This is a genomic window from Adhaeribacter swui (assembly GCF_014217805.1).
Classification (GTDB): domain Bacteria; phylum Bacteroidota; class Bacteroidia; order Cytophagales; family Hymenobacteraceae; genus Adhaeribacter; species Adhaeribacter swui.
In genome coordinates, this window is record NZ_CP055156.1 from 2,153,339 (window position 1) to 2,178,034 (window position 24,696).

The following is a 24,696-nucleotide window of genomic DNA, read 5'->3' on the forward strand; positions in this document are numbered from 1 at the left end:
AAACCTGGAACGTGGTAATTTTAACTGATTGAGTAGTATTTTGTTTTACTTTTTTAAGTTATTTTAATAGACCGCATTATTTTATTGGCCGTACCTTGCCACTCTGCTTTTAAATTAACCGGGCAGTTAAAAGTAAAAATCAGGAGTTTATCGTTCTCGATGGTGTACTGCACAATGGTGTATTTCCGGATCGGGGCCAGCTTGTTTTTTTTCTTGTCATCATCTTTCACCGCCGAAACAAACTCAAAAATTAAAAATTCGCGGCCATTAATGGTGTTTACCTCTTCCCGGATAAACTGTACCTCGGAGTACATGCTTAAAATGGCAGGTTTGTAAAACTTTTGTAACAGCGGTAAATCTTTTTTTGAAAAAGTAGATGGTTTTTCGGTTACCACTAAATCTACCTGCCCGTTGTAACCGGTATAAGCCGCAATGGGTTTGCGGGGCGCCGGGTACCGGCTGGCAATCAGTTCGTCGGGCATTACGCCAAAATCCGTAGGCAACGACGTGGTTATGTTTTTAGCGATTTTAACGGGTTTTAATTTGCCCGGTTTAAAGCTGCTTAAGCCAATAAATAAAATTCCAATAAGCAAAATGTATTTCATAAGCGATGTAATAATTAACCCAAAGGTAAGCAGCTTCTTTTATTAAAACAGCGGTAGTTACTTTGGGGTGTTCCTATAAACAAAGTGGCTTAAGGGTTAGTTGCTTTATCATGTATTCTGTTAGCAGCTCTGCAGACTTAAAACTTGGCTAATGGTTGAGTTCTTTACGTACTAAAAAAGCTGCTGTAGCCTCATTGAAATTTTAAAAAATATATACATGAAATTTTTAATATTTTTTGGTAATAAGGCTTGATTTTTAAGAAAAATGAAAAATAGCTGGTTCTGTACTCTTAGAAATACTACCTTTGGGCACTGGTTAAAATAAATTAAACCTTTTTGTTTTTAAGTAGTACTAAAACTTGATTTAAATCATCAACTATTATTACTGCAAAAAAAAGTAAATAAATTTATTCGGGCGTGCAACTAAGGATGCATGGGTAGGGTCTTGACGTTGATATCTAAATTTTTTATTTGCCGTTGCTAACTATGAAAAGATTGAATGCCAGACAAAAAAAAGAACTTTACAGCTTAACCTCTTTATTGTTTCATATTATTGCTTTTGTTTGTTTACTCTTAATACTAAATCATAACGCCGAAGAAGAAAAAGTAGCCAAGAAGGCCAATATCTACGCTTCGTCTCCAGAGTACGAACAATACAAAGCCGCTTCCAGCAGAATTGCTACCTTAAAATAATTTTTTTTAAAAATTCGTATTTCCTCTCTTGCTTATTTTTAATTAGATTGCCCGGTACAGGTTGTTGCGGATTATTTCTTTAATGCCATGCTGTTTCCGGTAAATTCATCGCTGCGCCCGATACCTTCGGGCGCTCTTATTTTAAGCCGCTGAAATTAAATTAGTATTTAAAACAAAATAGCCTTTTGGTAAGTGTAGTTTGCCCCAGATTATAATACTTACTTTGGCGGGATTGCTTATTTTTTTTAAGTTTGCCCCTCAACATTTTTACAAGCTAAAACGGGTAATTTAGTAGCTGGGGTAAAACCCTTAACTGGCTACCAGAGGGCCGCTTATTGTAAATATTAATCAGAATTTTATATGCTTAGAACACATACATGTGGTGAATTAAGATTAGGGAACGTAGGGCAGGAAGTAACGCTCACGGGCTGGGTGCAACGAACCCGCGATAAAGGCGGTATGCTCTGGATTGACCTCCGGGACCGGTACGGCATTACCCAGTTAAAACTCGAAGAAGGCGTTACCGCTACCGAGGTTATTACCCAGGCGCGGCAATTAGGGCGCGAGTTCGTGATAAAAGCCACCGGTAAAGTACTGGAGCGTATTTCGAAAAACGATAAATTACCCACCGGCGACATAGAAATTCAACTGCAGGAATTAACTATTCTGAACCCGGCTAAACTACCGCCTTTTTTAATTGAAGACGATACCGACGGCGGCGACGACCTGCGCATGAAATACCGTTACCTGGATTTACGCCGCGCTAGTGTGCGTAAAAACCTGGAACTGCGCCACCGCATGATGCAGCAAACCCGCGCGTACCTGGATGGCTTGCAGTTTATTGAAGTAGAAACCCCCGTTTTAATTAAATCTACGCCCGAAGGCGCCCGCGACTTTGTGGTGCCCAGCCGCATGAACCCCGGCGAGTTTTACGCTTTGCCGCAGTCGCCGCAAACGTTTAAGCAATTGTTAATGGTGTCGGGTTTCGATAAGTATTTTCAAATTGTAAAATGCTTCCGCGACGAAGATTTACGCGCCGACCGCCAACCCGAATTTACGCAAATAGACTGCGAGCTTTCTTTTGTAAACCAGGAAGATATTTTAAATACGTTTGAAGGCTTAGTAAAGCATTTGTTTAAAACCGTGCGCGGCATAGAAATTACCGAACTGCCCCGCATGACCTACGCCGATGCTATGAAGTATTACGGCAACGACAAGCCCGATACTCGTTTCGATATGCGTTTTGTGGAAATGAACTCGTTTGTACAGAACAAAGGATTCAAGGTATTCGACGAAGCAGAATTAATTATTGGAATAAATGTAACTGGGGCCGCTACTTACACCCGCAAGCAGCTCGATGAATTAACCGAATTCGTGAAACGGCCGCAGTTAGGGGCTACCGGTTTAATTTACGCCCGCGTAGAAGCCAATGGCGCGGTAAAATCATCGGTAGATAAATTCTTTACTCCAGAGGATTTGCAACAATGGACCGAAGCTTTCTCAGCTAAGCCCGGTGATTTAATTTTGGTTATTGCGGGTGCTGCTGATAAAGCCCGCAAAGCATTATCGGAGCTGCGCCTGGAAATGGGCGAACGCTTGGGCTTACGCGATAAGAATACCTTTTCGCCGTTGTGGGTACTCGATTTTCCGTTATTGGAATACAACGAAGACGAGAAGCGGTTTTTTGCCATGCACCATCCGTTTACCTCGCCCAAACAGGAAGATTTTGGTTTATTAGAAACTAACCCGGGTGCGGTACGCGCTAATGCCTACGATATGGTAATTAACGGCGTAGAAGTAGGCGGGGGGTCTATCCGGATTCATGAGCGGCCGTTGCAGGAGCAAATGTTTAAGCTTTTAGGCTTTACCGACGAAGAAGCCCGCGAGCAGTTTGGGTTTTTACTCAATGCTTTTGAATACGGCGCACCGCCACACGGCGGCATTGCTTTCGGTTTCGACCGGCTGTGTTCTTTATTCGGTGGAGCTGATTCTATCCGCGATTTTATTGCCTTCCCGAAAAATAATTCCGGCCGAGATATGATGATTGATTCGCCTTCGCCAATTGCGGAAGCGCAATTAAACGAGTTGAATATCCGGTTAAAGTAAAAACTTTAAATTTTTATAAAAAGCGGCATCGGCGTAGCAGGAAATTTACCTGGTAACCGATGCCGCTTTTTGGTGTAGCAATGGCAGAGTCTTTACCATATGGCTCTACCTTTATTAGAGTAATTGTACTGGTCGGCTAATACTTTCTTCCAGAGAAATAAAGGTTTCGGTACGCTGAATGCCCGGTATTTTCTGAATTTTATCGGTTAATACGTTTTTCAGGTGCATAGTATCTTTGCAGATCAGCTTGGCAAACATGCTATAAATACCAGTAGTGTAATTTACACTAATTACTTCGGGTATCCGGCGAAGCTGCTCTAACACCTCGTTATACATGGAGCTTTTGCGCAGGTAAATACCCAGGAAAGCATTTACATCGTACCCCAAATTGCCGTAATTTAACTTTAACTGGGTACCCGTTACAATGCCCATTTGTTCCATCTTCTTCATGCGTACGTGTACCGTACCGCCCGAAACAAACACTTCTTTTCCTACATCTGCATACGCCATTTTCGCGTCTTCCATCAGCAGAGAGAGGATTTTTAAATCCGTATTGTCAATTTCTAAATTTTTGAGCATATAATTCGCCGATTTTTGATTTGTTTTAACAAAAGTAACTATAAATTTAAAATAACATAATTTTTAACTAAAATATTTAAAATATTTTGAAGCAATTAATTTTATCTCGTATATTTGAATAAACAATAACACAATGTAGGGTGTTGAAACTGGCAGACATGCCCTCCTCTCTCGGGGGTGGAGATATATAGGATAAAGCTTTATCGACCTCTAAGTTGATTTTCGCCTAACTACTCCGTGGAGGTTCGATTCCTTCCCCTACAGCTAAAAAGCCTCTTAGTTTAAACGCTAAGAGGCTTTTTTTATTTGGTGCGTAAATTACTTACTACGGCACCATTCTTTTAATTAGCAATTCTTTCTTTTAAAACGAAAAGAGGCGATGTTAGGAACTAGTTTTGGGGAGTGTTGTTGCTAAATTTAAAATTTTTAAAATAGCTAAAGGCAGATAATGGATTTTATTGTTGGCAACTTTAATAAACCATCTATTTTTTAAAACTCTTTCCTTAAGAATGAGAAGGGATAAAAGTGACTTATTCTATAACTAGAGATGTTTTTTATTACTTTACTTTCGTTTTATTGTGGTTTAAGTATCAAAAAGCTTTAGCAATGCCTAAAAGTATTATAATTAACTTGATTTACTTTGTATGTTATATTGCTACCATATGGTTCTTTACAAGTAACTTAATAGTAGATAAAAATATTAATTTAATTGTTCTTATTGTAGTAGCTCTGATTTTAGCTATCAGTAGACGTTATTTTATCAGAAAAGCAAAGGAGAAGGAAGGCCTAACTAAAACAACAGAAGAAGAGAAGATTTAAGTAATCAATTATTCTTTTAAATGCTGCCTTATAATTACTTATTGGAGAACTATAATTAAAATACAAAATTAAGCTTTCTTCAAGAATATCATTAAATCTTAAAGTATTTAAAGTTTAGTAGCTTAGGAATAATGCTATCCTTGGTACGTGTATTATATTATATTTTAAACTATATTAAAGTTCTATTTTCTTCAGGAGTATTACTTTCCCATTGGTCTTTTAGCCACTTTCGTAAAATATTTGGCTAGTAGTATCCACCATGCAATCAGAATATTGCACCATGCGGGCGTACTCCGTTGATAAGGATTGTTGTTTAAAATTTTCTATAAAATAAAATGCCGATAGCCCTTCCTCTACGGATTCTTCTGTTGTCCAATTTTTAAAAACCCATTTTCCTTTTAATAATTCTTTAAAACGTTTCAGGTTTTTGTCAAAACGCAACTCATAGTTACTTTCATTTCCTAATTGAATGTTACTGAACATTACTTCGGGCTGACCTTTGTAGTTGTCATAAGTAAACTTCACTAAATTAAATATTAACGACTAGCGGCGAGAGCAGCTTCTATGGTCTTTATTTTAAATTGATAACCAGCTTCGGTTAAGCGGCGGGGCAGTACCCATCGGCTTTTCAGGATAAGTTCGGTTTCGGTGCCGATAAACCAAGCACCTATTTTCAGCAGCCAGGCGGGAGTGTTTAAACCGAAAGGAGCGGCAAAAGCTTGGCGTACCGCGCGCATAAAGGCCGAGTTAGTTATTGGCTGAGGCGCCGCCACGTTAAAAACACCTTCTAGACTGGTTTGGTTAATGAAGAAATCTACAATGCTTATTATATCCTGTTCGTGTACCCAGCTAAAGTATTGCTGCCCGTTACCTTGTTTACCGCCTAAGCCAAGTCGGGCTAAATTTTTAAAATAAGGCATTACTCCCCCATTTTTGCCCAGTACAATGGCTAATCTTAAGCCTATTTTGCGCGTGTTGGGTGTGTTCTGGGTAAAAAATAATTGTTCCCATTGCTGGCAAACGTTCACCGAAAAACCAATTCCCAGTTCGCCGGTGTATTCATCCTGAGGGCGATCTTCGGCGTGGCGGTAAATGGTAGCAGAGGCCGCGTTAATCCACAACGGAGGGGGCTGTTGCAGGAGCCGTATGGCATCGCCTAATACTTGGGTAGATTGCAGGCGCGATAGCAAAATTTCTTTTTTATTCTTTTGGTTGTACCGGCAATTCACACTTTTACCCGTTAGGTTTATTAGCACGGTACTATTCTCAAGTTGGTTCACCCACGGACCCAGGTTTTTACCATCCCAGAGAATTTGCTTTACATTGAATGGAAACTTTTTAATGTGGCGGGTGAGAATAATTACTTCGTTATTTTTACTTAAGAAATGGGCACTGAGAATTTGCCCGAGGAAACCAGAACCTCCGGCCAGTACAATTTTAGCCATAATAAGATAATATTAAGTGGGTGGTAATAAAAATTTAGAACTGCGTTCCTCAGGATGGATCTGAGCCAAGCATTTAAGGCCAGCCAACCCTAATTTTAAATTTTTAGATTTTTGGAGTATGCTTTTTAAGCTAGCAGAAGGAGAAGAGATAGTTTATTTGTCGTATTTAAGATTGCTTGCTGTTGCGGATGAGTTAAGATTTATGTGCTATTTGCTGCTGGGCGCGGTTCCGGAGTTTAAAAAAGATGGCGAGATTCAAAAAATGCATACCGCCCAAAATCAAAATAATCCAGCCCAGTTTATAGCTTAAAACCTCCACTACTACTTGTACATTCGGGATATTACCAGCTTCTTTTAACGCCAGACTCATATACCCAATATTAATCAGGTAAAAACCAACTACCAGCAATTTGTTCACGGAGTCGGCCAGTTCGGTGTTGCCGTGAAATATATCGACCAGAAAAATGCGGCCATTGTTAAATAAAACCCGAGCAACCCAAACAGTAAGGGCAATACTAATGGATAAATAAACGGCGTAGGTTAAGATAAAGTAAGACATAAAATTGGAGTTTAAATTAGTATATATTGAATTTTCAGAAATAAATGAAAGTTTAGGTTAAAAAATATAGGCTACTTAAAAATTTTAAAAATAGAGCCCCAGAACCAGCTTTCTTCGGCTTTCAACATGGTTTGTAAGGTATTATCAACATTATGTGCCAAACGGCTGATGTCGGTAATGGATTTTTTAAAAGTGGTGTATTCCGGATCGGTTGCTTCGCCTTGTACTTCTTTTATTTGATCCAGAATTTTTAATACCGGATCAAGTTCTCTTCTTTTTCTTTCTTTGGCTACTTGCCGGGCAATTACCCAGGTATCCTTTTCCGCAAAAAAGTATTCTTTGCGTTCGCCAGTCCGGTGCTGTTTTTCTACTAAGCCCCAATCAATTAAATCCCGTAAGGTCATGTTGGCGTTGCCCCGGGAAATGTGCAAGGCTTCCATTACTTCTTCGGTGGTTAGTGCTTCCGGTGAAATTAAAAGCAAAGCGTGTACCTGGGCCATGGTCCGGTTAATGCCCCATTCGGAACCCAACTTTCCCCATGCTTCAATAAACTTTTGTTTTGCCTCGGCTAATTCCATATTCAAATATATGAAACTTTTCAAAATTTCAATAATTTATGAAAATAATTTCAAAAATTTTATGTCCTGTAATTGCTCTTACAATCTGGAATTTAAAAGCATCCACATTAACCAGAAACCTCTCCAAAATTTGAAAATTAAATTATAAGCTGTGGTTTATCGTTCCGGTATTAGGTCAGTTAATTTTTATGCTGTTAATTAGTGGGATGTTTTGTGTGTGTAAGAATATTAGGTATAATTATTAAATTTAAAAATGTTAAAAATTTCTTTAAATCTGTTTTATGCTTTTCTGTTCCTGTTGGGGCTTTCTCAGGAACTAGATCTCCCTAAAAAGCCCGAAAGTACAAAAATGCAAAAAGCGGCCTTCGCTCAGGAAGGTCCCCAAGATTTAAAAATTACCAATTTTACCGGTCCCGATTTAACCCCAAGCCCGGCTTGTTTGGCAGTAGTGCCAACCGGCGAAGTATACGTGGGCGTTGATATGATGGGTTCTTTGGGAAAAGAGCCGGGCAAAGGCAGCATTGTACGTTTGGTAGATAGTAACAACGACGGCCAGGTAGATCAGCACACTACGTTTGCAACGGCAGATAACCCGCGGGGTATTATTGTGGTCGATGACCGGGTTTATGTGCTGCATACTACTTTTTCGAAAGAAAGCGGCAAAGCTACTGGTATGGATTTAGTCGTTTTCACGGATGCTAACCGCGATGGGGTAGCCGATGGACCTTCTAAACCTTTAATTACAGGTATTAGCAACCCGAACTTTTTGCAAAGCCGTGGCACCGACCACGCTACCAACGGCATCCGGATGGGGATTGATGGCTGGATTTACATTGCCGTGGGCGATTTCGGTTTCCATAATGCTACCGACCAATCTGGTAAAAAATTAACCATGCTGGGCGGCGGTATTGTGCGGGTGCGGCCCGATGGTACCGGTATGGAAGTGTACTCGCATGGTATGCGTAATATTTATGACGTCGCCATTGACCCGTACATGAACATTTTTACGCGTGATAATACCAACGATGGCGGCGGCTGGAACATCCGTTTTAGCCACCAACTGCAATCCGGGGAGTACGGTTACCCAGTGTTATTTAAGCATTTTACCGACGAAATTATTCCGGCTTTAGTAGATGTGGGCGGCGGTTCCGGTACCGGTTCTTTGTTTATGGATGAACCTACCTGGCCCGAAAAATACAACAAAGTGCCCATGATGGCCGATTGGGGCCGGAGCCAGTTGTACATTCACCGGGTTACCCCGGATGGCCCGAGCTTTACCCAAAAAGAAGAAGAGTTTATTAAACTGCCGCAAATTACCGATGTGGACGTGGATGGCTCTGGCCGGATGTATTTAGCCGCCTGGGATGGCGCCGGTTACTCCGGTAACCCCAGCAAAGGCTACGTGGTGCGGGTAGTACCCCAAAACTGGACCTACAAAGCCTTCCCGGATTTAAAAAAAGCTTCTATCTCCGATCTAGCTAATTTATTGAAGTCCAACAGCGCAGTAGCCCGTTTGTACGCCCAGCAAGAACTATTAACCCGCCCGGCCAAAAAAGCGACTAAAGCTGCCTGGAAAGTTGCCCAAGATAAAAATCAAACTTTAGAGGCGCGTGTAGCCGGTATGTATACTTACGCGCAGCTTGCCGGTGAAAAAGCGATTCCTGACTTAGTTAAATTAACCCAGGATAACCAGGTAAAAGAATTGGCTTTAAAAGTACTCGCCGATCGCAAGGAGTTTATAGCCAAAGTACCTACAGCGCCTTTCCTGCAAGCTTTAAAAGATCCATCCGAAAGAGTACAGGTAGCTGCTATTATTGGTCTGGGCCGTTTGGGCCGGCCAGAAGTTGCCGAAGCTTTATTGCAAACCAAAGTTCCGGCTTCGTTTGTAGCTCCGGCTAAAAACACCGAAGGTCCGCATGCTACGCCTAATGCCGCTATTATTCCGGCGCACCTGGCCGTACGGGCTCTCGTAAATTTAAATGCTGTAGATGCTAGTGTAAAAGCTCTTAATTCTGATAATGCCACTTTAGCGCTTTGGACTTTGCGTTATATGCACGATCCGAAAGCCGTAGATGGTTTAATTTCGGCGTACCAGCAAACCCAGGATGCGAACCGGAAAAAAGAGATTTTGACTACCGTAGCCCGTTTGTACCAAAAAGAAGCGCCTTACGATGGTTCGTGGTGGTGGAGCACCCGCCCCGATACCCACGGCCCGTATTACAAAGGTATTACCTGGGAAGCTTCGCCGAAAATTGCCGAATTTTTAAAAAATGAGTGGAACAAAGCCGACGAAACCGGCAAACAAGCTTTTGCCGATTTAAATGGCCGGATGCGTTTAGGCATAACGGAGTTTGGCGGCGAAGATTCGGTGGTTACTGAAGAAACCGTAAAAGTAGACCTGGATAAAATCCGGAACCAGAAAGGCCAGATCGGTAAATCGTCCATTGAAGATGTGATGCTGGCCATGGCTAAGATTAAAGGCGATGCCAACGTGGGTAAAGGTTTGTTTACCCGGCAAGGTTGTATTGCCTGCCACAGCATTAAACGCGGCGAAACCTTAAAAGGACCTTTTATGGGCCAGATTGGCTCTATTATGAACCGGGAACAAATTGCCGAATCAATCCTGAAACCGAATGCATCGATTTCGCAGGGTTTTGCTACCGTGAATATTAATACCAAAGGCGGAAAAACGTACATCGGTTTTGTGTCGGAAGAAACGGCTGGTAAAGTAGTAATCCGTAATATTGCCGGCGAGGTATTTACCATTAAAGCCAGCGACATTGTTTCGCGCAAAGAACTCGAAACTTCCATGATGCCGTCGGGCTTAGCCAATGCCTTGTCGTACGAAGAGTTTGCATCTTTACTTACGTTCCTGGAACAACAGAAAAAGTAAACAAAATAAGCAAGTGCCAGAGTTGCACTAAATTTTTAAAAATTATTCTATTTCTATTCTTCATACAAAGGCGGGGCTAAAGCTCCGCCTTTTTTATTTTAGCACCGCAGCGGTTTTGCAAGTGGGTGGTACTTAAACCTGTCCGGAGTATCGGTCTCCTGCTAACTTTCCTGTTCTCAGGCAGGTTAGTGGGGCAGGTTCTTAACTAAATGACGCACAAACTAGCCGGTAAAAGGTTAAATGCTATTCATAATTCTAAAAATTTTACGCAGTTCTTTTGGCCGAATTCAGCCTGCAAGAGTTATTCCTTTGGAAACCAAGCAATGGTTTCGGGAAAATTTAAAAAATTTAAAAAATTGCCGCTTTACACCGGACACAGCAGGATAGTAAGGCCTTTGTTTCCCCCTAATTTTAAAATATTCAAAAATTACTTGTTATCGCCCAATAAGGGCTGCTGGTAAATCAGCAGCAGAGCGGTGCCCTTTAGCTGAATTTTAATTAAAGCGTTTTACCTATAAAATCCACGTCTATGCAACACCCAATACTTAGGAAGTTGAAATTTATTCTGGTGCTTCCGCTGCTTTTTCTCTCGCTTTCTGACTTGTTAGCGCAGGCCATTACGGTTACCGGTAAAGTAGCCGATGAAAAAGGAGAACCCTTGCCGGGAGTAACCATTCTATTAAAAGGAACCAGTAATGGTACTACCACCGATGCTAGCGGTAATTTTTCTTTAAGTGTGCCCAATGGCAACGGAACCTTAATTGCCTCTTTTGTGGGCTACTTATCGCAGGAGGTGCCTATTGGTAACAAAACTACCATTAACATTACCTTAGCTTCAGATACCAAAGCGCTGGAAGAAGTAATTGTAGTGGGTTATGGTACGCAAAGAAAATCAGATGTAACCGGAGCGGTTTCGTCGGTAAAAGCAGAAACTTTAGAAGAACGGCCATCGGCTAACTTAACCCAGGCTTTAGCCGGTCGGGTAACCGGGGCCAACGTATCGGTAAACTCCGGCCGGCCCGGCGGAGCAGCCAATATCCGTATCCGGGGAAATACCTCCGTGAGTGTTACCAACAACCCGCTGTACGTAGTAGATGGCGTTATCTTAAACGTGACCAACCTGGGCAACGGCACTTCACCTATCGATTACATGAACCCCAACGATATTGCTTCTATTGAAGTACTCAAAGATGCTTCGGCTACGGCTATTTACGGTGCCCGGGGGGCAAACGGCGTTATTCTGGTAACCACCAAGCGGGGTAGCAAAGATGGCGGCCGCGTAAACTACGACACGTACTTTAGCGTGGGTACTTTGGCCCGGAAATTAGATCTATTAAATTCGGAAGAGTTTTTGCGCGTAGAAGAAGGCGCTTACCAGAACGCTGAAAAATATGACCCCGAAGGTTGGGCAGCCGGCAAATACGTAGACCCGAAAACCAAAAGAACGAATCCTTTATTGTTTGATGCCAACGGCCGGCCTTTGTACGATACCGACTGGCAAAAAGAAGCCTCCCAAAAAGCTGTTACCCAAAACCATCAATTATCTTTTACCGGCGGCAGCGATAAATCCAGCTTCGGCGCTTACCTAGGCTACCGCGACGAAGATGGTTTAATGCGCGAATCGTGGCTAAAACGGTATTCCGGCCGGTTTGTTTTCGATAGCCAGATCAAAAATTGGCTCAAAGTGGGTGGTTCCCTCAGTTACAACGATCAGCAGGAAAAACAACTGGATTTGCAAGGCGAAGGCGGTATTACGTTCATGCGCCAGGTAGTGGAAGCTTTGCCTATTATTCCCATTAGATACCCCGATGGCACCTGGGCCGGTAACGCCGATTATCCGGGCATGGAAGGCGGCGATAATCCTTTACAAGTGGGCGCAGAACGTCGCTATATTTTAAAAACCCAAAATACCCTGGGTAACTTGTATACCAGTATTCAAATAACCAAGGATCTGGAGCTAAGAACCGTATTGGGTACCAACATTATCAATCAGGGAATTAACTACTACGGAGGCCGCGAACTAAATTATATCTCTAAAGATCAGGGTGGGGTGGCCTACGTGCAAAACCAGCGGCACAATTCGTGGCAGTTCGAAAATTACCTGACTTACAATAAAAAAATATCCGAAAATCATTCACTTACCGGCTTATTGGGTTTGTCGTGGCAGCACGTAGATGTGTTTACTGCCCGGGCACAATCGCAGAATTTCCAGGATGATTATTTTGGCTACAATAACTTAGGAGCCGGCGCTACCGCCGTGGCGCCCACTTCCGGTACCAGTGCCTACGGTTTAAATTCTTACTTCGGCCGCATTAATTATAACATCAAAGAAAAGTATTTACTAACGTTAACTGGTCGGGCCGATGGCTCTTCTAAGTTTGGTTCCGAAAACCGGTATGCCTTCTTCCCGTCGGCTGCTTTAGCCTGGCGCTTAACCGAAGAAGATTTCCTAAAAGGCGTTCCGGTGTTGTCGGATTTAAAATTACGTACCAGCTACGGGGTAACGGGTAACTCCGAAATTAATGCCTACCAGGCCGAAGCCGGGATGGGTAACTACGAAGTAATTTTTAACGGTACCCGCACCATTGGGGTAGGGGTAAGCCGTTTAGCCAACCAAAATTTACAGTGGGAAAAAACGCACCAGGTAGATGTCGGTCTGGAGTTAGGTTTGTTTAGCAACCGTATTGCTCTGGAAGTGGATGTGTACCGCAAAAAAACCACCGATATGTTGTTGAGCGCACCGGTACCCTCTAGCAGCGGCTATACTACCGTTACCCGCAACGTGGGCAGCATGGAGAACCGGGGCGTAGAAATTGGCCTGAACACCGTAAATATTTCGCGGCCTAATTTTACCTGGAGCACCACTTTTAATATTTCCATCAACAAAAACAAAGTATTGGCCTTAACTGGCGGCGACGATATTTTCTCTGGCCGCGGCATTATCCGCGAAGGAGAACCGGTAGGCTCGTTCTTTGGCTACGTACGCCAGGGCACCTGGAGCACCGCCGAAGCCGACCAAGCGGCTAAATATTTGCGCTTGCCCGGCGACGTAAAATACCAGGATGTAAACAACGACGGCCAGATTAACGACCGCGACCGGGTGATTATCGGTAAAGGTATTCCGGATGGATTTGGCTCCTTGATTAACACCTTCAAGTATAAAAACTTTGATTTAACCTTCGACTTACAGTTTATGTACGGCAACGATGTTTCTTTGGCCACGCAGCACTCCGCCGAAGACCGCCAGGGTATTGCCAACAGCTTTGCCACCGTATTAAATGCCTGGACGCCCGAAAACCAAAATACCGACATTGCCCAGTGGCGTCCGATTCCGGCCGGTTACGATACTTTCGATGATAGCCACCGGGTGCAGGATGCCGATTTTATCCGGGGTCGCAACTTGCTGCTCGGGTATAATTTTAATCCGGGCGTTACCGAGAAACTGCGCATCAGCCGCTTACGGGTATATGCTTCCATGCAAAATTTCTTCCTGATTACCAAGTACAAAGGCTATGATCCGGAAGTAGCTACCTCGGGCGGTACCTTCGACCAAGGTTTAGCCTTATACGATTACCCGAAAGCCCGTGTGTTTATGGTAGGTCTTAATCTTGGTTTTTAAAATTTTAGTCTAAAAACATTCATTATGAACAACACAGTTAAAAAATATATTCATCAGTCGTTTTTAGGAATTGGGTTATTGTTCTTAAGCACGAGCTGTAATGATTTCCTGGAAGAAACCGATAAGTCTAACTTTACCCAGAATACGTATTTTACCCAGCCCAAACACGCCGAAAGCATTGTAAACGCCATTTACGCCGATTTAAGATCCACAACTGGCGGCGGCTTTAACGGCGCGCCCTGGATGATGCTGGAATTTGCTACCGGCTTAGCCAACACCGATTTAGGTCAGGCGCAGAACAGCATCAACGTCCGGAATCTGGTAAACAACTCCGATAATTCGTACGGCGGTACGTACTGGACCAGCAGCTACAAGGGCATAGCTAATGCCAACCTGGCGGTTGCCAAAATTCCCGGTATTACCATGGATGAAAGCCAGAAAGCCAAGTTATTGGGCGAAGCCCGGTTTTTACGGGCGTATTACTATTATAACCTGGTGCGGATTTTCGGACCGGTGCCTTTAATTACCGAGCCGGTAGATTTAGCTTCTAAAGACTTGTACCCGCCCAAAGCCACCGAAGAAGAAATTTATAAATTAATTGTAGATGACCTAGTTGCCGCCGAAGCCGCTGGGTTGCCGATGACCGATAAAACGGGTAGAGTAACTACGGGCGCTATTAAATCTTTATTATCCAGCGTGTACCTGACCATGGCTGGATACCCCTTACAGAAAGGCAACGAATATTTTAAAAAAGCGGCCGATAAAGCCCAGGAAGTTATTTCGTCGAATGCCTACAGCTTATTTACTGATTACAACGATTTGCACAACGAAGCTACCGAAAATTCCGGCGAGCACATTTTAATGGTGCAGTTTGCGCCGTTTATCATGGCGTCGGGCTGGCAAACTTCTATTATCCCGTACAATAAAGGCATTTCTGCTTACTCCGACGAAACCGGGGCTATTTACGCCAATACCGATTTTGTGCAGACCTACGAACCCGGCGATAAACGGGCCAAAGAAAAAGAATTTTACTTTAACGAGTATACTCTGAGCAGCGACCGGAACACTAGTGTTAATTTAGGCGGTTACTTTATTTATAAGTTTTTTGACCCGAAAGCCCAATTGGAAACCACCAGCAGCGGCTTAAACTGGATGCTGATGCGGTATGCCGAGGTTTTGTTAAATTATGCCGAAGCCGCTAACGAAGCCTTTGGCGGGCCTAGCCCCGAAGCCTACGAAGCTGTTAATAAAATTAGAAGAAGGGCCGAATTGCCGGAGCTGCAAGGTTTAAGCCAGCAAGAGTTCCGGGAAGCTACCTGGCGCGAAAAATGGCATGAGCTGAGTTACGAGAACAAAACCTGGTTTGATATGGTACGCCTGCGCAAAGCCTTTAACGTGAAAACTAAACAGTTCGACGACTACGTGGGGCACCAGTTCTCCTACGGACCTGTGTTAAAAGAGCGCGAGCTTTTATTTCCGGTACCAACCGCCGAAATCCGGAATAATAAAAATCTAACTCAAAATACCGGCTATTAAAAATTTAGATTATTAGCTGCTAAGTAACCAGGCAAAATAAATTTAAATAGAGCCGCTATCAATATTTTTAAAAAATGCTAATAATCAAAATCTTAAAAATGAAGTCTTAGCGTTTACTATTTAAATACGGGTGTCTGTTTGCTTAAATTTTTAAATAATCCGGCCGGGAATTGTAGTTCGCAGTTTCCAGTCGGATTTATTTATAAGGACGGTTTACAACAACCTGGTTTTTTATTCTGCCTGATTTATAAGCTAATCGAAATAAAAACAGGACAGTGCAGGATGGGTTAATTGGGCTATTTTACTACAATTAAAAGTGGTTTTCTGCGCAACTACAGATCAGAATTTATATTTTTAGATAAACAAGTTGGTAAATGGAAATAATTAAAAAAAGAAGTTTTAAGGTCGTGCTTACGAGTTTGGGGCTGGTGGCCATAGCGCTACTTACCCTGCAATTTACCCAGTCAACCTCTACGCCTTTAAAACTCAGCAAAGGATCGCATATTATTTTGGTGGGCAATAACCTGGGTTCCCGCATGATGGACTTCGGGCATTTTGAAACCGAAATGCAGTTGCGCTACCCTGATAACCAATTGTACATCCGCAACATGTGCGATGGGGGCAACACGCCTGGCTTCCGGCCACATTCCGGTCGGGTATCGCCGTGGGCATTTCCGGGCGCCGAAAAATTTCAAACCGAACTGGCGCATAACTCCGACAGCCAGGGTTTTTACGAAACTCCCGACGAGTGGATTACCCGCCACAAAGCCGACATTATCATTGCTTTTTTTGGCTACAACGAATCGTTTGAAGGCAAAGCAGGACTGGAAAATTACAAAGCCGAACTGGATGCCTTTGTGAAACATACTTTAAAACAAAAGTACAACGGTAAAACCGCGCCGCAACTAGCTTTAGTGTCGCCGATTGCTTTCGAAGATCTTTCCGCTAAGTACGATCTGCCCAACGGCAAACAAGAAAACGTAAACCTGGCTTTGTACACCGAAGCCATGAAAGAAGTAGCTGCTAAAAACAAGGTACTTTTTGTAAATGCGTTTACGCCCACCAAAGGTTGGTACGATTCTACCGAAGAATTTTTAACCATTGATGGTTCGCAGTTAAGCGATAAAGGATACGCCCGCTTCGGTAAACTATTGGCCGATCAGGTTTTTGGCAAAACAGCCGTGAAAAACGAGAAAAACCGGGCTTTGGTACACGCCGCTGTAATGGAGAAAAACTGGATGTGGCACAATGATTTAAAAATTCCGAATGGCGTGCACGTGTATGGCCGACGCTACGATCCTTTTGGGCCGCAGAACTATCCGGCCGAATTAAAGAAAATCCGGGAAATGACCGATATCCGCGATCAGGCAGTTTGGCAAGCGGTAAAAGGACAAAAAATGGATGTAGCCGCTGCCGACCAGAAAACTTCGGAGTTGCCACCGGTACCTACCAACTATAACCCAGAGAAAAACGGCAGCACAGAATATTTGTACGGGCAAGATGCGGTAAATAAGTTAAAAGTAGCGCCCGGTTATAAAATCGAAATGTTCGCTTCCGAAAAAGAATTCACCGATTTAGCTAACCCCTGTCAGATCACTTTCGATAATAAAGGCCGTCTGTGGGTAGCCACCATGCCTACTTACCCCCATTACAAGCCTGGCGATAAAAAACCAAACGATAAAATCATTATCCTGGAAGATACCAATAACGATGGCAAAGCCGATAAACAAACTACTTTTGCCGATGGCTTGCATTTACCGGTAGGTTTTGAGTTAGCACCGGAAGGCGTGTATATTTCGCAGGGCACTAATCTGATGCTATTCCGTGATACTAACGGCGACGATAAAGCCGATGTTCGGGAAATCCTTCTGAGTGGTTTCGACGACCACGATACCCACCACGCGCATCATGCTTACACTTTAGATCCATCGGGTGCTATTTACATGGGCGAAGGCGTTTTCCTGCATACCAACGTGGAAACCTCGTATGGTCCGGTGCGGGCGACCAATGGCGGTTTTTACCGCTATAATCCGCAGCGCCGCCAATTAGAGCGTACCGCCCAGCTTTCTATCCCAAACCCCTGGGGCATTGCCTTTGATGATTGGGGACAGAACTTCTTCGCCGAAACCTCCAGCCCCGATGTACGCTGGATGATGCCCGGCAGCGTAAAATCGCGTTACGGCGTAGCTACCCACAAATCCGAACAGTTAATTGAAGACAAGCACCGCGTACGGCCTACTTCCGGTTTAGAATTTATTTCGAGCCGCCATTTCCCGGACGATGTGCAAGGCGATTTAATTATTAACAATACCATTGGCTTTTTAGGTACCAAACAACATACGTTAAAAGACGATGGCACCGGTTATATTAGCAAGCACAAGCAAGACTTGTTAATTTCCGAAGATCGTAACTTCCGGCCCGTAGATATGGAAATTGCCCCGGATGGTTCTTTGTACATAGCTGATTGGCACAATGTATTAATTGGGCACATGCAGCATAACGCCCGCGACCCATTGCGCGACCACGTACACGGCCGTATTTACCGCATTACGTATCCGGGTCGGCCATTGGTGAAACCGGCTAAAGTAGCGGGTGCCAGCATCGACGAATTACTCGAAAATTTAAAATTACCTGAATACCGCACCCGCTATCGTACCCGCCGGGAGTTGCGCGGCCGACCTGTAGAAGAAGTGCTTTCGCATTTAAAAACCTGGACGGCCAAACTAGATAAAAACGATCCGAAATACGAACACCACTTACTCGAAGCCTTATGGGTAAGTTGGGGCATGAACAAAGTAGATCAGGGTTTATTACGGCAAATGTTGCAAGCCAAAGATTACCACGCCCGGGCCGCGGCGGTTCGCGTAGTGCGTTACACCGGCCACCAGGTACCCAACCAGGCCGACTTATTAATGCAAGCTGCCCGCGACGAACACGGCCGGGTACGTTTAGAAGCCATTGTGGCTGCCTCGTGGTTAACGAAAGAAAAAGGTTTACCTATTCTGGCCGAAGCCGCTAAAAAGCCCCTGGATAACTGGATGATCCATGCCCACGAAACCGCCGTAGCGCACCTGAATGGCCGCGAAGTGGAACAGAAAAAAGAAGAAGTAGTTAAAACGGATTTAAAAGGCGCCGAGCGGGATTTGTTAATTAAAGGCAAAGAAATTTACGCCCGCGAAGGGTTTTGCGGCACCTGCCACCAACCCGATGGCAAAGGTTTAGCCTCATCTGGCTTTCCGCCGCTAACCGGTACCAACTGGGTTTTGGGTAATGAAGACCGCATCATTAAAATTGTTTTAAAAGGATTGCACGGCCCTATTGAGGTACAAGGCAAAAAATACCCCGGTCAGGTTCCTATGACACCTTTTGGCGGTATGCTGAAAGACGACGAAGTAGCCGCGGTTATTACTTACGTACGTAACTCTTTTGGTAACAAAGCGCCCGCCGTAACCCCCGACAAAGTAAAAATGGTACGAGCCAGCATTAAAGATAAAACCGGCTTTTATTCGCCGGACGAGCTACTCAAGCAACATCCGCTGGAGAATGGGGTGCAGTAGGTGTTCGTTGTTGGTTATTTGTTGTTCGTTGTTCGATAGAAAGGACTCGGGTAATAAATTAACTGAGTTGGAGATAAGTAAAGAACAGCACTTTCACTAGCACCAGTGTGCAGCGAAGTGTCACTGGTGCTTTAAAGACAAACGAAAGTCTCTGACTTCCAGAAGTTACAAACTCTATCTTAAGGGATAGTACGCATTATGCTTTACTGAATGGCCCCGGCTAGCTCAGGAAACTTAGTTTAAAAATAAGTGAAAACGCAAGTTATTTGAAGTATACTGCAAACAACTTGCGTTAAATAACTCAGTTCAAAATATATTTACCACTTAATAGCGGTTTATGAAAAATTTTAAAATTTTAAAATTTCTGGTTTTATTTCTTGGGTTAGTAGTGCTTCAAAGTACTTTTTACGCTTGTGCTCAAACCAAAAGCAGCGCTAAAAAGCCTTTAATTGTATTTGTAACCGGAGACCACGAGTATAGCGGCGAATTAACCATGCCGGCCATTGCCGCCGAACTGGAGAAAAATTACGGTTTCCGGACCAAAGTTTTAAAAGCATCACCGGACCATAACTCCGAAGAAAATATTCCGGGCTTAGAAGCTTTAAAAGACGCCGATGTGGCTGTGTTTTTTTTACGCTGGCGGCGCTTGCCCGCTGATCAACTTCAGCATATCGAAAATTATTTAAAAACCGGTAAACCGGTAATTGGCTTCCGGACTACTACCCACGCCTTTAACTACCCCAAAGGGCACGAACTGGAAAAATGGAATGCTTTCGGCGAAATGGTGTTTAACGCACCTCCGGGTTGGGGCGGGGCTGCCAAACATACCCATTACGGCCACGAATCCAGTACCGATGTCAATATTATTCCCAAGGAAGCGAAGAACCCCATCCTTACCGGTGTGCAGGCTAATTTTCATGCCCGTTCCTGGCTGTACCGGGTGTTGCCCGATTACCCCAAAAAAGGCTCTACCTGGCTGTTAATGGGCCACGCCGTTAACCCGGATAAGGAGGCGGTTGAGAATCCCGTGGCCTGGACCGGCACCAATTCGTTCGGTAGTAAATTTTTCATGACTACCTTAGGCCACCCCGAAGATTTTGATTTAGAACCGGTTCAACGATTAGTGATTAATAGCATTCATTGGGCTGCCGGTAAGCCAGTGCCTAAAAAGTGGGCGGGTAAAATCGCGATTAACGCGCCTTACCACGGTATACAAGCCAGTAAGTAATAATTTTTTAAATTTTACATTTTCCGGAAGCTTTATTCCGGTTATTACTAGCAGTTATATAGCTTAAACTATGAATAAAATTGGATTTAATGTGTTGGCCTGGTCGGCGGTAGTATCGGATGAGATTTTGCCTACCGTAGACCGGTTAAAAGAAGTTGGATACGATAGCGTAGAATTTTACGTAGGCTCCCCGGATGCCGCTGCTTACCAACGCGTAGGCGAACATTGCCGGAGTTTAGGGTTAGCAGTAAGTACGGTATCTACGGTAGGCAAAGCCGAAAACCCCATTAGCGACTCGGCCGAAGTGCGGGCAAAAGCAGTAGACCGCTTGAAATGGGTGATTGACCGGAGCCACGATTTAGGTGCCAAAATTTTGTGTGGCCCTTTACACTCGGCGCACTCGGTATTTGCCCTGCATGCGCCCGAAGATCAGGAATACGGCTGGGCCGCCGAAGTACTGCACGCCGCCGGGGAACACGCCGGGCAAGCCGGAATAACTTTTGGCTTAGAAGCGCTAAACCGGTTCGAGAGTTATTTGTGCAATACTATGGAGCAGCTTTCCCGGTTGTTGCAGCAAATCGATCACCCCAACGTACGGGCTATGTTTGATACCCACCACGCCAACATCGAAGAAAAAAAGTTTGCCCAGGCTATTCAAACCATTGCGCCTTACCTGGTGCACGTGCATATCAGCGAGAACGACCGCGGCACGCCCGGCGATGGCCATATCCACTTCGATGATGCTTTTTCGGCTTTAGCCGGAATCAATTACCAGGGCATGCTCACCATCGAAGCTTTTTCCCGCAACGATCCGGATTTTGCCAATTCCATCGGTGTCTGGCGCGAGTTTTCCCCACCTTGGGATATTGCCGAAAAAGGCTTAACGTTTATTCAGCAAATGTGTCAGAAGCACGGGTTGCAGTAGATTCTTGTTTGCATAACAGCGGCTCTACTATGGCGCGGAAGTTACTTCCGTGCCTTGCTATTCCAAAAAGATTCTCGTTCGCATAGCCACTTTATAGCTGTGATTTCAAAGTGAAGTTGTTTCATTGCTCAAGTTCTGTTCTTTTTGTCTTGATACAAAAAGAACCAAAAAAATCAAGACGCTAAAAACTCGCTGAACGCTCGAACAGTTTAGCGTCGTACTTTGCACCTGGCTAAAGCTATCTGTTGCATAGTGAGTTGGGAAAATTTAAATTTTTTAAAATTCTACCCACGGTGTCATTCAGCAGGAAACTATTTTGCTACACAGTAGGGATGCTTTATCAAGTAATAGCCTGCTATCATATCTTGCGCTGGCGCGAGCGTCCCGCTCGTGTCTAACTATTTGGTAGGCCTCTGGCCGGGCATACTATTTGACATTTCCTAAAAGCAATTCAGTTAAATTTCTACTGGCCAGAGGCCGAACGATGGTCATCACGAGCGTAGACGCTCGCGATAGAATTAGAAGATAAAAGTTTCCATTTGGAAAGGGGGAATGGGCGTAAGATTTTGCACGAAGAATTCACAAAAAAAGAATCCACTTTGCTTGAAAGTGGATTTCTAAAAATAAGTTTTTAAAAATTTACTTTCCCAGCGGCTTCCCAAAGCATCATAACTTAAAAATATTGTCCATCAAAACCCATTTCTCGCCAGGTTTAGCGCCGGGTACGGGTTTTTGAAATTGCCAGACAAAGTTTTCCCAATCCTGAACCTGGGAGTTAGCGGCGTCCAAGGCGGCTTTGCGTTCGAAGGTGAAGGTGTCGTCGGTTTCCATAATCATGAACAAGCGGGTGCCGAAGCGGTAAAGCTCCATGTTGGTAATACCGGCCTCCAGGATGCTTTGTTTTATTTCCGGACGGAAGTTTTCGGGTTTGTGCCAATGCTCGTATTGCGCAATCAGCTCCGGGTTATCATGCAGGTCGAGGGCTAAGCAATATCTTTTCAAAATATAGTTTTAGTTTTTGGTAGTTCTAAAAGCAAAACAAGTTTCAAATTTTAAAATTTTAGGCAAATTCTTATTACTTCAAGTTGCTATTAACCTTCCAGGTTGCCGTTTAACTTTTTCGATTGGCCGGGTTTTAAGTTTAAGTCAATTACTTTATCGCCGTAACGAACTTGGGTGCTGGTGCCGTTAATGCTGCGGATGGTGGTAGCTACCAGTTTGTTGTTTTTCCATTCCATGTCTACTTCAAAACCACCGCGGGCGCGCATGCCGGTTACTTTACCCTCTTTCCAAACGTCTGGAATGGCGGGTAATAAATGAATAAAACCAGCTTGGCTCTGTACCAACATTTCGCCCATACCGGAAACGCCGCCAAAATTACCATCAATTTGGAAAGGCGGGTGGGCGCAGAATAAGTTGGAATAAGAACCGCCGCCTTTGGCGTAATTGGTGCCTTCTACCCCGGTGAGGCGCAGCAAATTCCGGATGAGTTTGTAAGCGTGATTGCCGTCGTGCAGGCGGGCCCAGAAGTTTATTTTCCAGGCAATGCTCCAGCCGGTACCTTCGTCGCCGCGCATTTCTAAAGTTTTACGCGCGGCATTGGCAAACTCCGGGGTGTTGATCGGCGAAATCTGGCGACCGGGGTGCAAACCAAATAAATGCGACACGTGGCGGTGATGCGGATCTTCGTCTTCCCAGTCGCGGTACCATTCCTGCAAGTTGCCTTTTTTGCCAATCTGCAACGGGAACAGTTTAGCCCGTTTATCAATAATTAATTTCCGGAAGTCGGCATCGGTACCCAGTTTTTCCGAAGCTTCGATTACGTTGGTAAACAAATCCCAGATAATTTCCATGTCCATGGTGGTGGCTATTGAAATGCTGCCTTTCTGGCCTTTATCGTCGATGAAAATATTTTCTGGCGAAGAAGCGGGGGCGGTTACCAGGCGGCCATTTTTATCTTCCACGAGCCAATCCAGGCAAAAAAGCGCGGCCTCTTTCATGAGCGGGTAAGCGGTATTTTTTAAATAATTCTGGTCGTTGGTGTAGCTGTAGTGCTCCCACAAATGCTGGCTCAGCCAGGGACTGCCCAAAGCCCAGTTGGCCCACGACGGATCGCCTTTTCCTAAATCGCCCACCGGATTAGAAGTGGCCCAGATATCGGAGTTGTGATGCACGGCCCAGCCTTTGGCCTGGTAAAAGTTTTGCGCAGTTTGCTTCCCCGTAACCGCTGCGTTTTTAATAAAATCGACCAGCGGCGTGTGCAGCTCCGAAAGGTTTACCATTTCGGCGGGCCAGTAATTCATTTGCACGTTAATGTTGGTGGTAAAATTACTGCTCCAGGGCGCCCGCAAGATCGGGTTCCAGATGCCCTGTAAGTTAGCCGGAATACCGCCCGGCCGGGAACTGGAAATGAGTAAATAGCGGCCGTATTGAAAATACAAAGCTTCCAGGGCTGGGTCCGAGGCACCGTCGGTGTAGCGCATGAGCTGCTCCAGGGTAGGCGTATTTACCGGCGGGTTGTTGTTGAGCGATAAACTTACCCGGTTAAAATAACCTTGGTAGTCTTTCACGTGCGCTTTGCGGATACTATCAAAATCTTTGGTGTAAGCCTTGTTGAGGTAACCTTGCGCCAGCGCCGATTCATCTTTGCCGTCTTTATCAGGGCATTTATCGAAACCGTTAAAACTGGTGGCGGCCGAGATATACAGGACTACTTCGGTGGCGTTGGTTACGTGCAGGCCGGTGGCATCGGCGGTAACTTTACCATCTTTGTTTTTGGCTTTTAGCCGCAGTTCGTAACGCATGCCGCGGCAGTTGTCTTGGGCGTTGTAGATAACCGGTTCGGGGTTGTAGTTCACGTAATTGGGGTCTACGTGGCTGGGCGCTTTGCCTTTCATCACCAACTCGTTCGGGCCTCCGGCTGCATTTTTAAAATTTATTAAGCTTTTGGTAGTGGCATCAAAATTCAACTGGCCCTTTTTATCGGCGCGCAAGCGGATTAGAATTACCTGATCGGAGGCTGAGGCCAGAATTTCGCGGGTGTATTGCGTACCATTTATTTTAAAGCGGGTTAGAGCCGTGGCATTGGCAATATCTAAATCGCGGTAATAATCGGTGGGTTCGGCGGTAAAATTATGTTTGATAATTAAATCACCCAGCGGCAGGTACGATTCGGTGTACAAGCCCTGCATTTTTTTGCAAAGCTCGGCGGCCGTTTTGTAATCTTCTTTAAAAAGCGCTTCCCGGATCTGGGGCAAGTATTTCGGCGCTTCCGGATTAGGGTTGAGATTCGCCGGACCACCCGACCACAACGTTTCTTCGTTTAAATGAATCAGTTCTTCCTGCGCCCGGCCGTATACCATGGCGCCTAACCGGCCATTACCCACCGGCAAAGCATCGGTCCAGATTGTGGCGGGTTGCTGGTACCATAGTTTTAAATCCTGCTGGGCGTAAATGGACGTAAGCGGGAGTAGCGCCACCAGAAAAGCAAACAAAGTAATTTTAACGAATTGCATCGGGCATGTTTAAGGTTAATTTTTTTAAATTTTTTGCGT

At 44.4% G+C, this 24,696-nt stretch carries 16 protein-coding genes; 8 read left to right on the forward strand and 8 right to left on the reverse strand.

Annotated features, from left to right (window positions below):
• Window positions 1-53: 53 nt before the first annotated feature.
• On the reverse strand, window positions 54-605 hold the full coding sequence (locus tag HUW51_RS09530; protein ID WP_185273738.1) for a hypothetical protein: 552 nt from the start codon (window positions 603-605) through the stop codon (window positions 54-56).
• A gap of 486 nt (window positions 606-1,091) precedes the next feature.
• Between HUW51_RS09530 and HUW51_RS09535 the strand changes: the two genes are divergently transcribed.
• Window positions 1,092-1,298 (forward strand): hypothetical protein, encoded by a 207-nt coding sequence (locus tag HUW51_RS09535; RefSeq protein WP_185273739.1) that lies wholly within the window; start codon window positions 1,092-1,094, stop codon window positions 1,296-1,298.
• A 360-nt stretch (window positions 1,299-1,658) separates the two neighbouring features.
• Window positions 1,659-3,404, forward strand: coding sequence for an aspartate--tRNA ligase (gene aspS / locus HUW51_RS09540; protein ID WP_185273740.1), 1,746 nt, complete (start codon window positions 1,659-1,661; stop codon window positions 3,402-3,404).
• Window positions 3,405-3,518: 114 nt separating this feature from the next.
• Here aspS and HUW51_RS09545 read toward each other — a convergent pair whose 3' ends face one another.
• From HUW51_RS09545 to HUW51_RS09565, 5 genes are all read right to left on the reverse strand, one after another.
• Window positions 3,519-3,983, reverse strand: a complete 465-nt coding sequence (locus HUW51_RS09545) for an Lrp/AsnC ligand binding domain-containing protein (protein WP_106932747.1) — start codon at window positions 3,981-3,983, stop codon at window positions 3,519-3,521.
• 1,038 nt (window positions 3,984-5,021) lie between these two features.
• Complete coding sequence (locus tag HUW51_RS09550) at window positions 5,022-5,327, reverse strand: hypothetical protein (protein ID WP_185273741.1); 306 nt, start codon at window positions 5,325-5,327, stop codon at window positions 5,022-5,024.
• Window positions 5,328-5,338: 11 nt separating this feature from the next.
• Complete coding sequence (locus HUW51_RS09555; RefSeq protein ID WP_185273742.1) at window positions 5,339-6,247, reverse strand: TIGR01777 family oxidoreductase; 909 nt, start codon at window positions 6,245-6,247, stop codon at window positions 5,339-5,341.
• A gap of 193 nt (window positions 6,248-6,440) precedes the next feature.
• Complete coding sequence (locus HUW51_RS09560) at window positions 6,441-6,806, reverse strand: hypothetical protein (RefSeq protein ID WP_185273743.1); 366 nt, start codon at window positions 6,804-6,806, stop codon at window positions 6,441-6,443.
• Between the two features lie 71 nt (window positions 6,807-6,877).
• Entirely contained in the window at window positions 6,878-7,408 is a 531-nt protein-coding gene (locus tag HUW51_RS09565) for a GbsR/MarR family transcriptional regulator (protein WP_317175622.1), read from the reverse strand.
• 229 nt (window positions 7,409-7,637) lie between these two features.
• On the opposite strand from HUW51_RS09565, the gene HUW51_RS09570 reads away from it, so the two are divergent.
• From HUW51_RS09570 to HUW51_RS09595, 6 genes are all read left to right on the forward strand, one after another.
• On the forward strand, window positions 7,638-10,277 hold the full coding sequence (locus tag HUW51_RS09570; RefSeq protein ID WP_185273745.1) for a DUF7133 domain-containing protein: 2,640 nt from the start codon (window positions 7,638-7,640) through the stop codon (window positions 10,275-10,277).
• A gap of 529 nt (window positions 10,278-10,806) precedes the next feature.
• On the forward strand, window positions 10,807-13,896 hold the full coding sequence (locus tag HUW51_RS09575; protein WP_185273747.1) for a SusC/RagA family TonB-linked outer membrane protein: 3,090 nt from the start codon (window positions 10,807-10,809) through the stop codon (window positions 13,894-13,896).
• 24 nt (window positions 13,897-13,920) lie between these two features.
• Window positions 13,921-15,432: a RagB/SusD family nutrient uptake outer membrane protein gene (locus HUW51_RS09580; protein ID WP_185273749.1), complete on the forward strand. Its 1,512-nt coding sequence runs from the start codon at window positions 13,921-13,923 to the stop codon at window positions 15,430-15,432.
• 374 nt (window positions 15,433-15,806) lie between these two features.
• A complete protein-coding gene (locus HUW51_RS09585; protein ID WP_185273751.1) occupies window positions 15,807-18,989 on the forward strand; it encodes a PVC-type heme-binding CxxCH protein in 3,183 nt (1,060 codons plus the stop codon).
• 337 nt (window positions 18,990-19,326) lie between these two features.
• On the forward strand, window positions 19,327-20,217 hold the full coding sequence (locus HUW51_RS09590) for a ThuA domain-containing protein (protein ID WP_185273753.1): 891 nt from the start codon (window positions 19,327-19,329) through the stop codon (window positions 20,215-20,217).
• A gap of 70 nt (window positions 20,218-20,287) precedes the next feature.
• Window positions 20,288-21,142: a sugar phosphate isomerase/epimerase family protein gene (locus HUW51_RS09595; protein WP_185273755.1), complete on the forward strand. Its 855-nt coding sequence runs from the start codon at window positions 20,288-20,290 to the stop codon at window positions 21,140-21,142.
• A gap of 666 nt (window positions 21,143-21,808) precedes the next feature.
• On the opposite strand, the gene HUW51_RS09600 is transcribed toward HUW51_RS09595, so the two are convergent.
• The gene (locus HUW51_RS09600) at window positions 21,809-22,144 is read right to left on the reverse strand and encodes an L-rhamnose mutarotase (protein ID WP_185273756.1); all 336 of its coding nucleotides are present in this window, start codon (window positions 22,142-22,144) and stop codon (window positions 21,809-21,811) included.
• A gap of 89 nt (window positions 22,145-22,233) precedes the next feature.
• Window positions 22,234-24,657 (reverse strand): glycoside hydrolase family 95 protein, encoded by a 2,424-nt coding sequence (locus HUW51_RS09605; protein WP_185273758.1) that lies wholly within the window; start codon window positions 24,655-24,657, stop codon window positions 22,234-22,236.
• Between the last annotated feature and the right edge of the window lie 39 nt (window positions 24,658-24,696).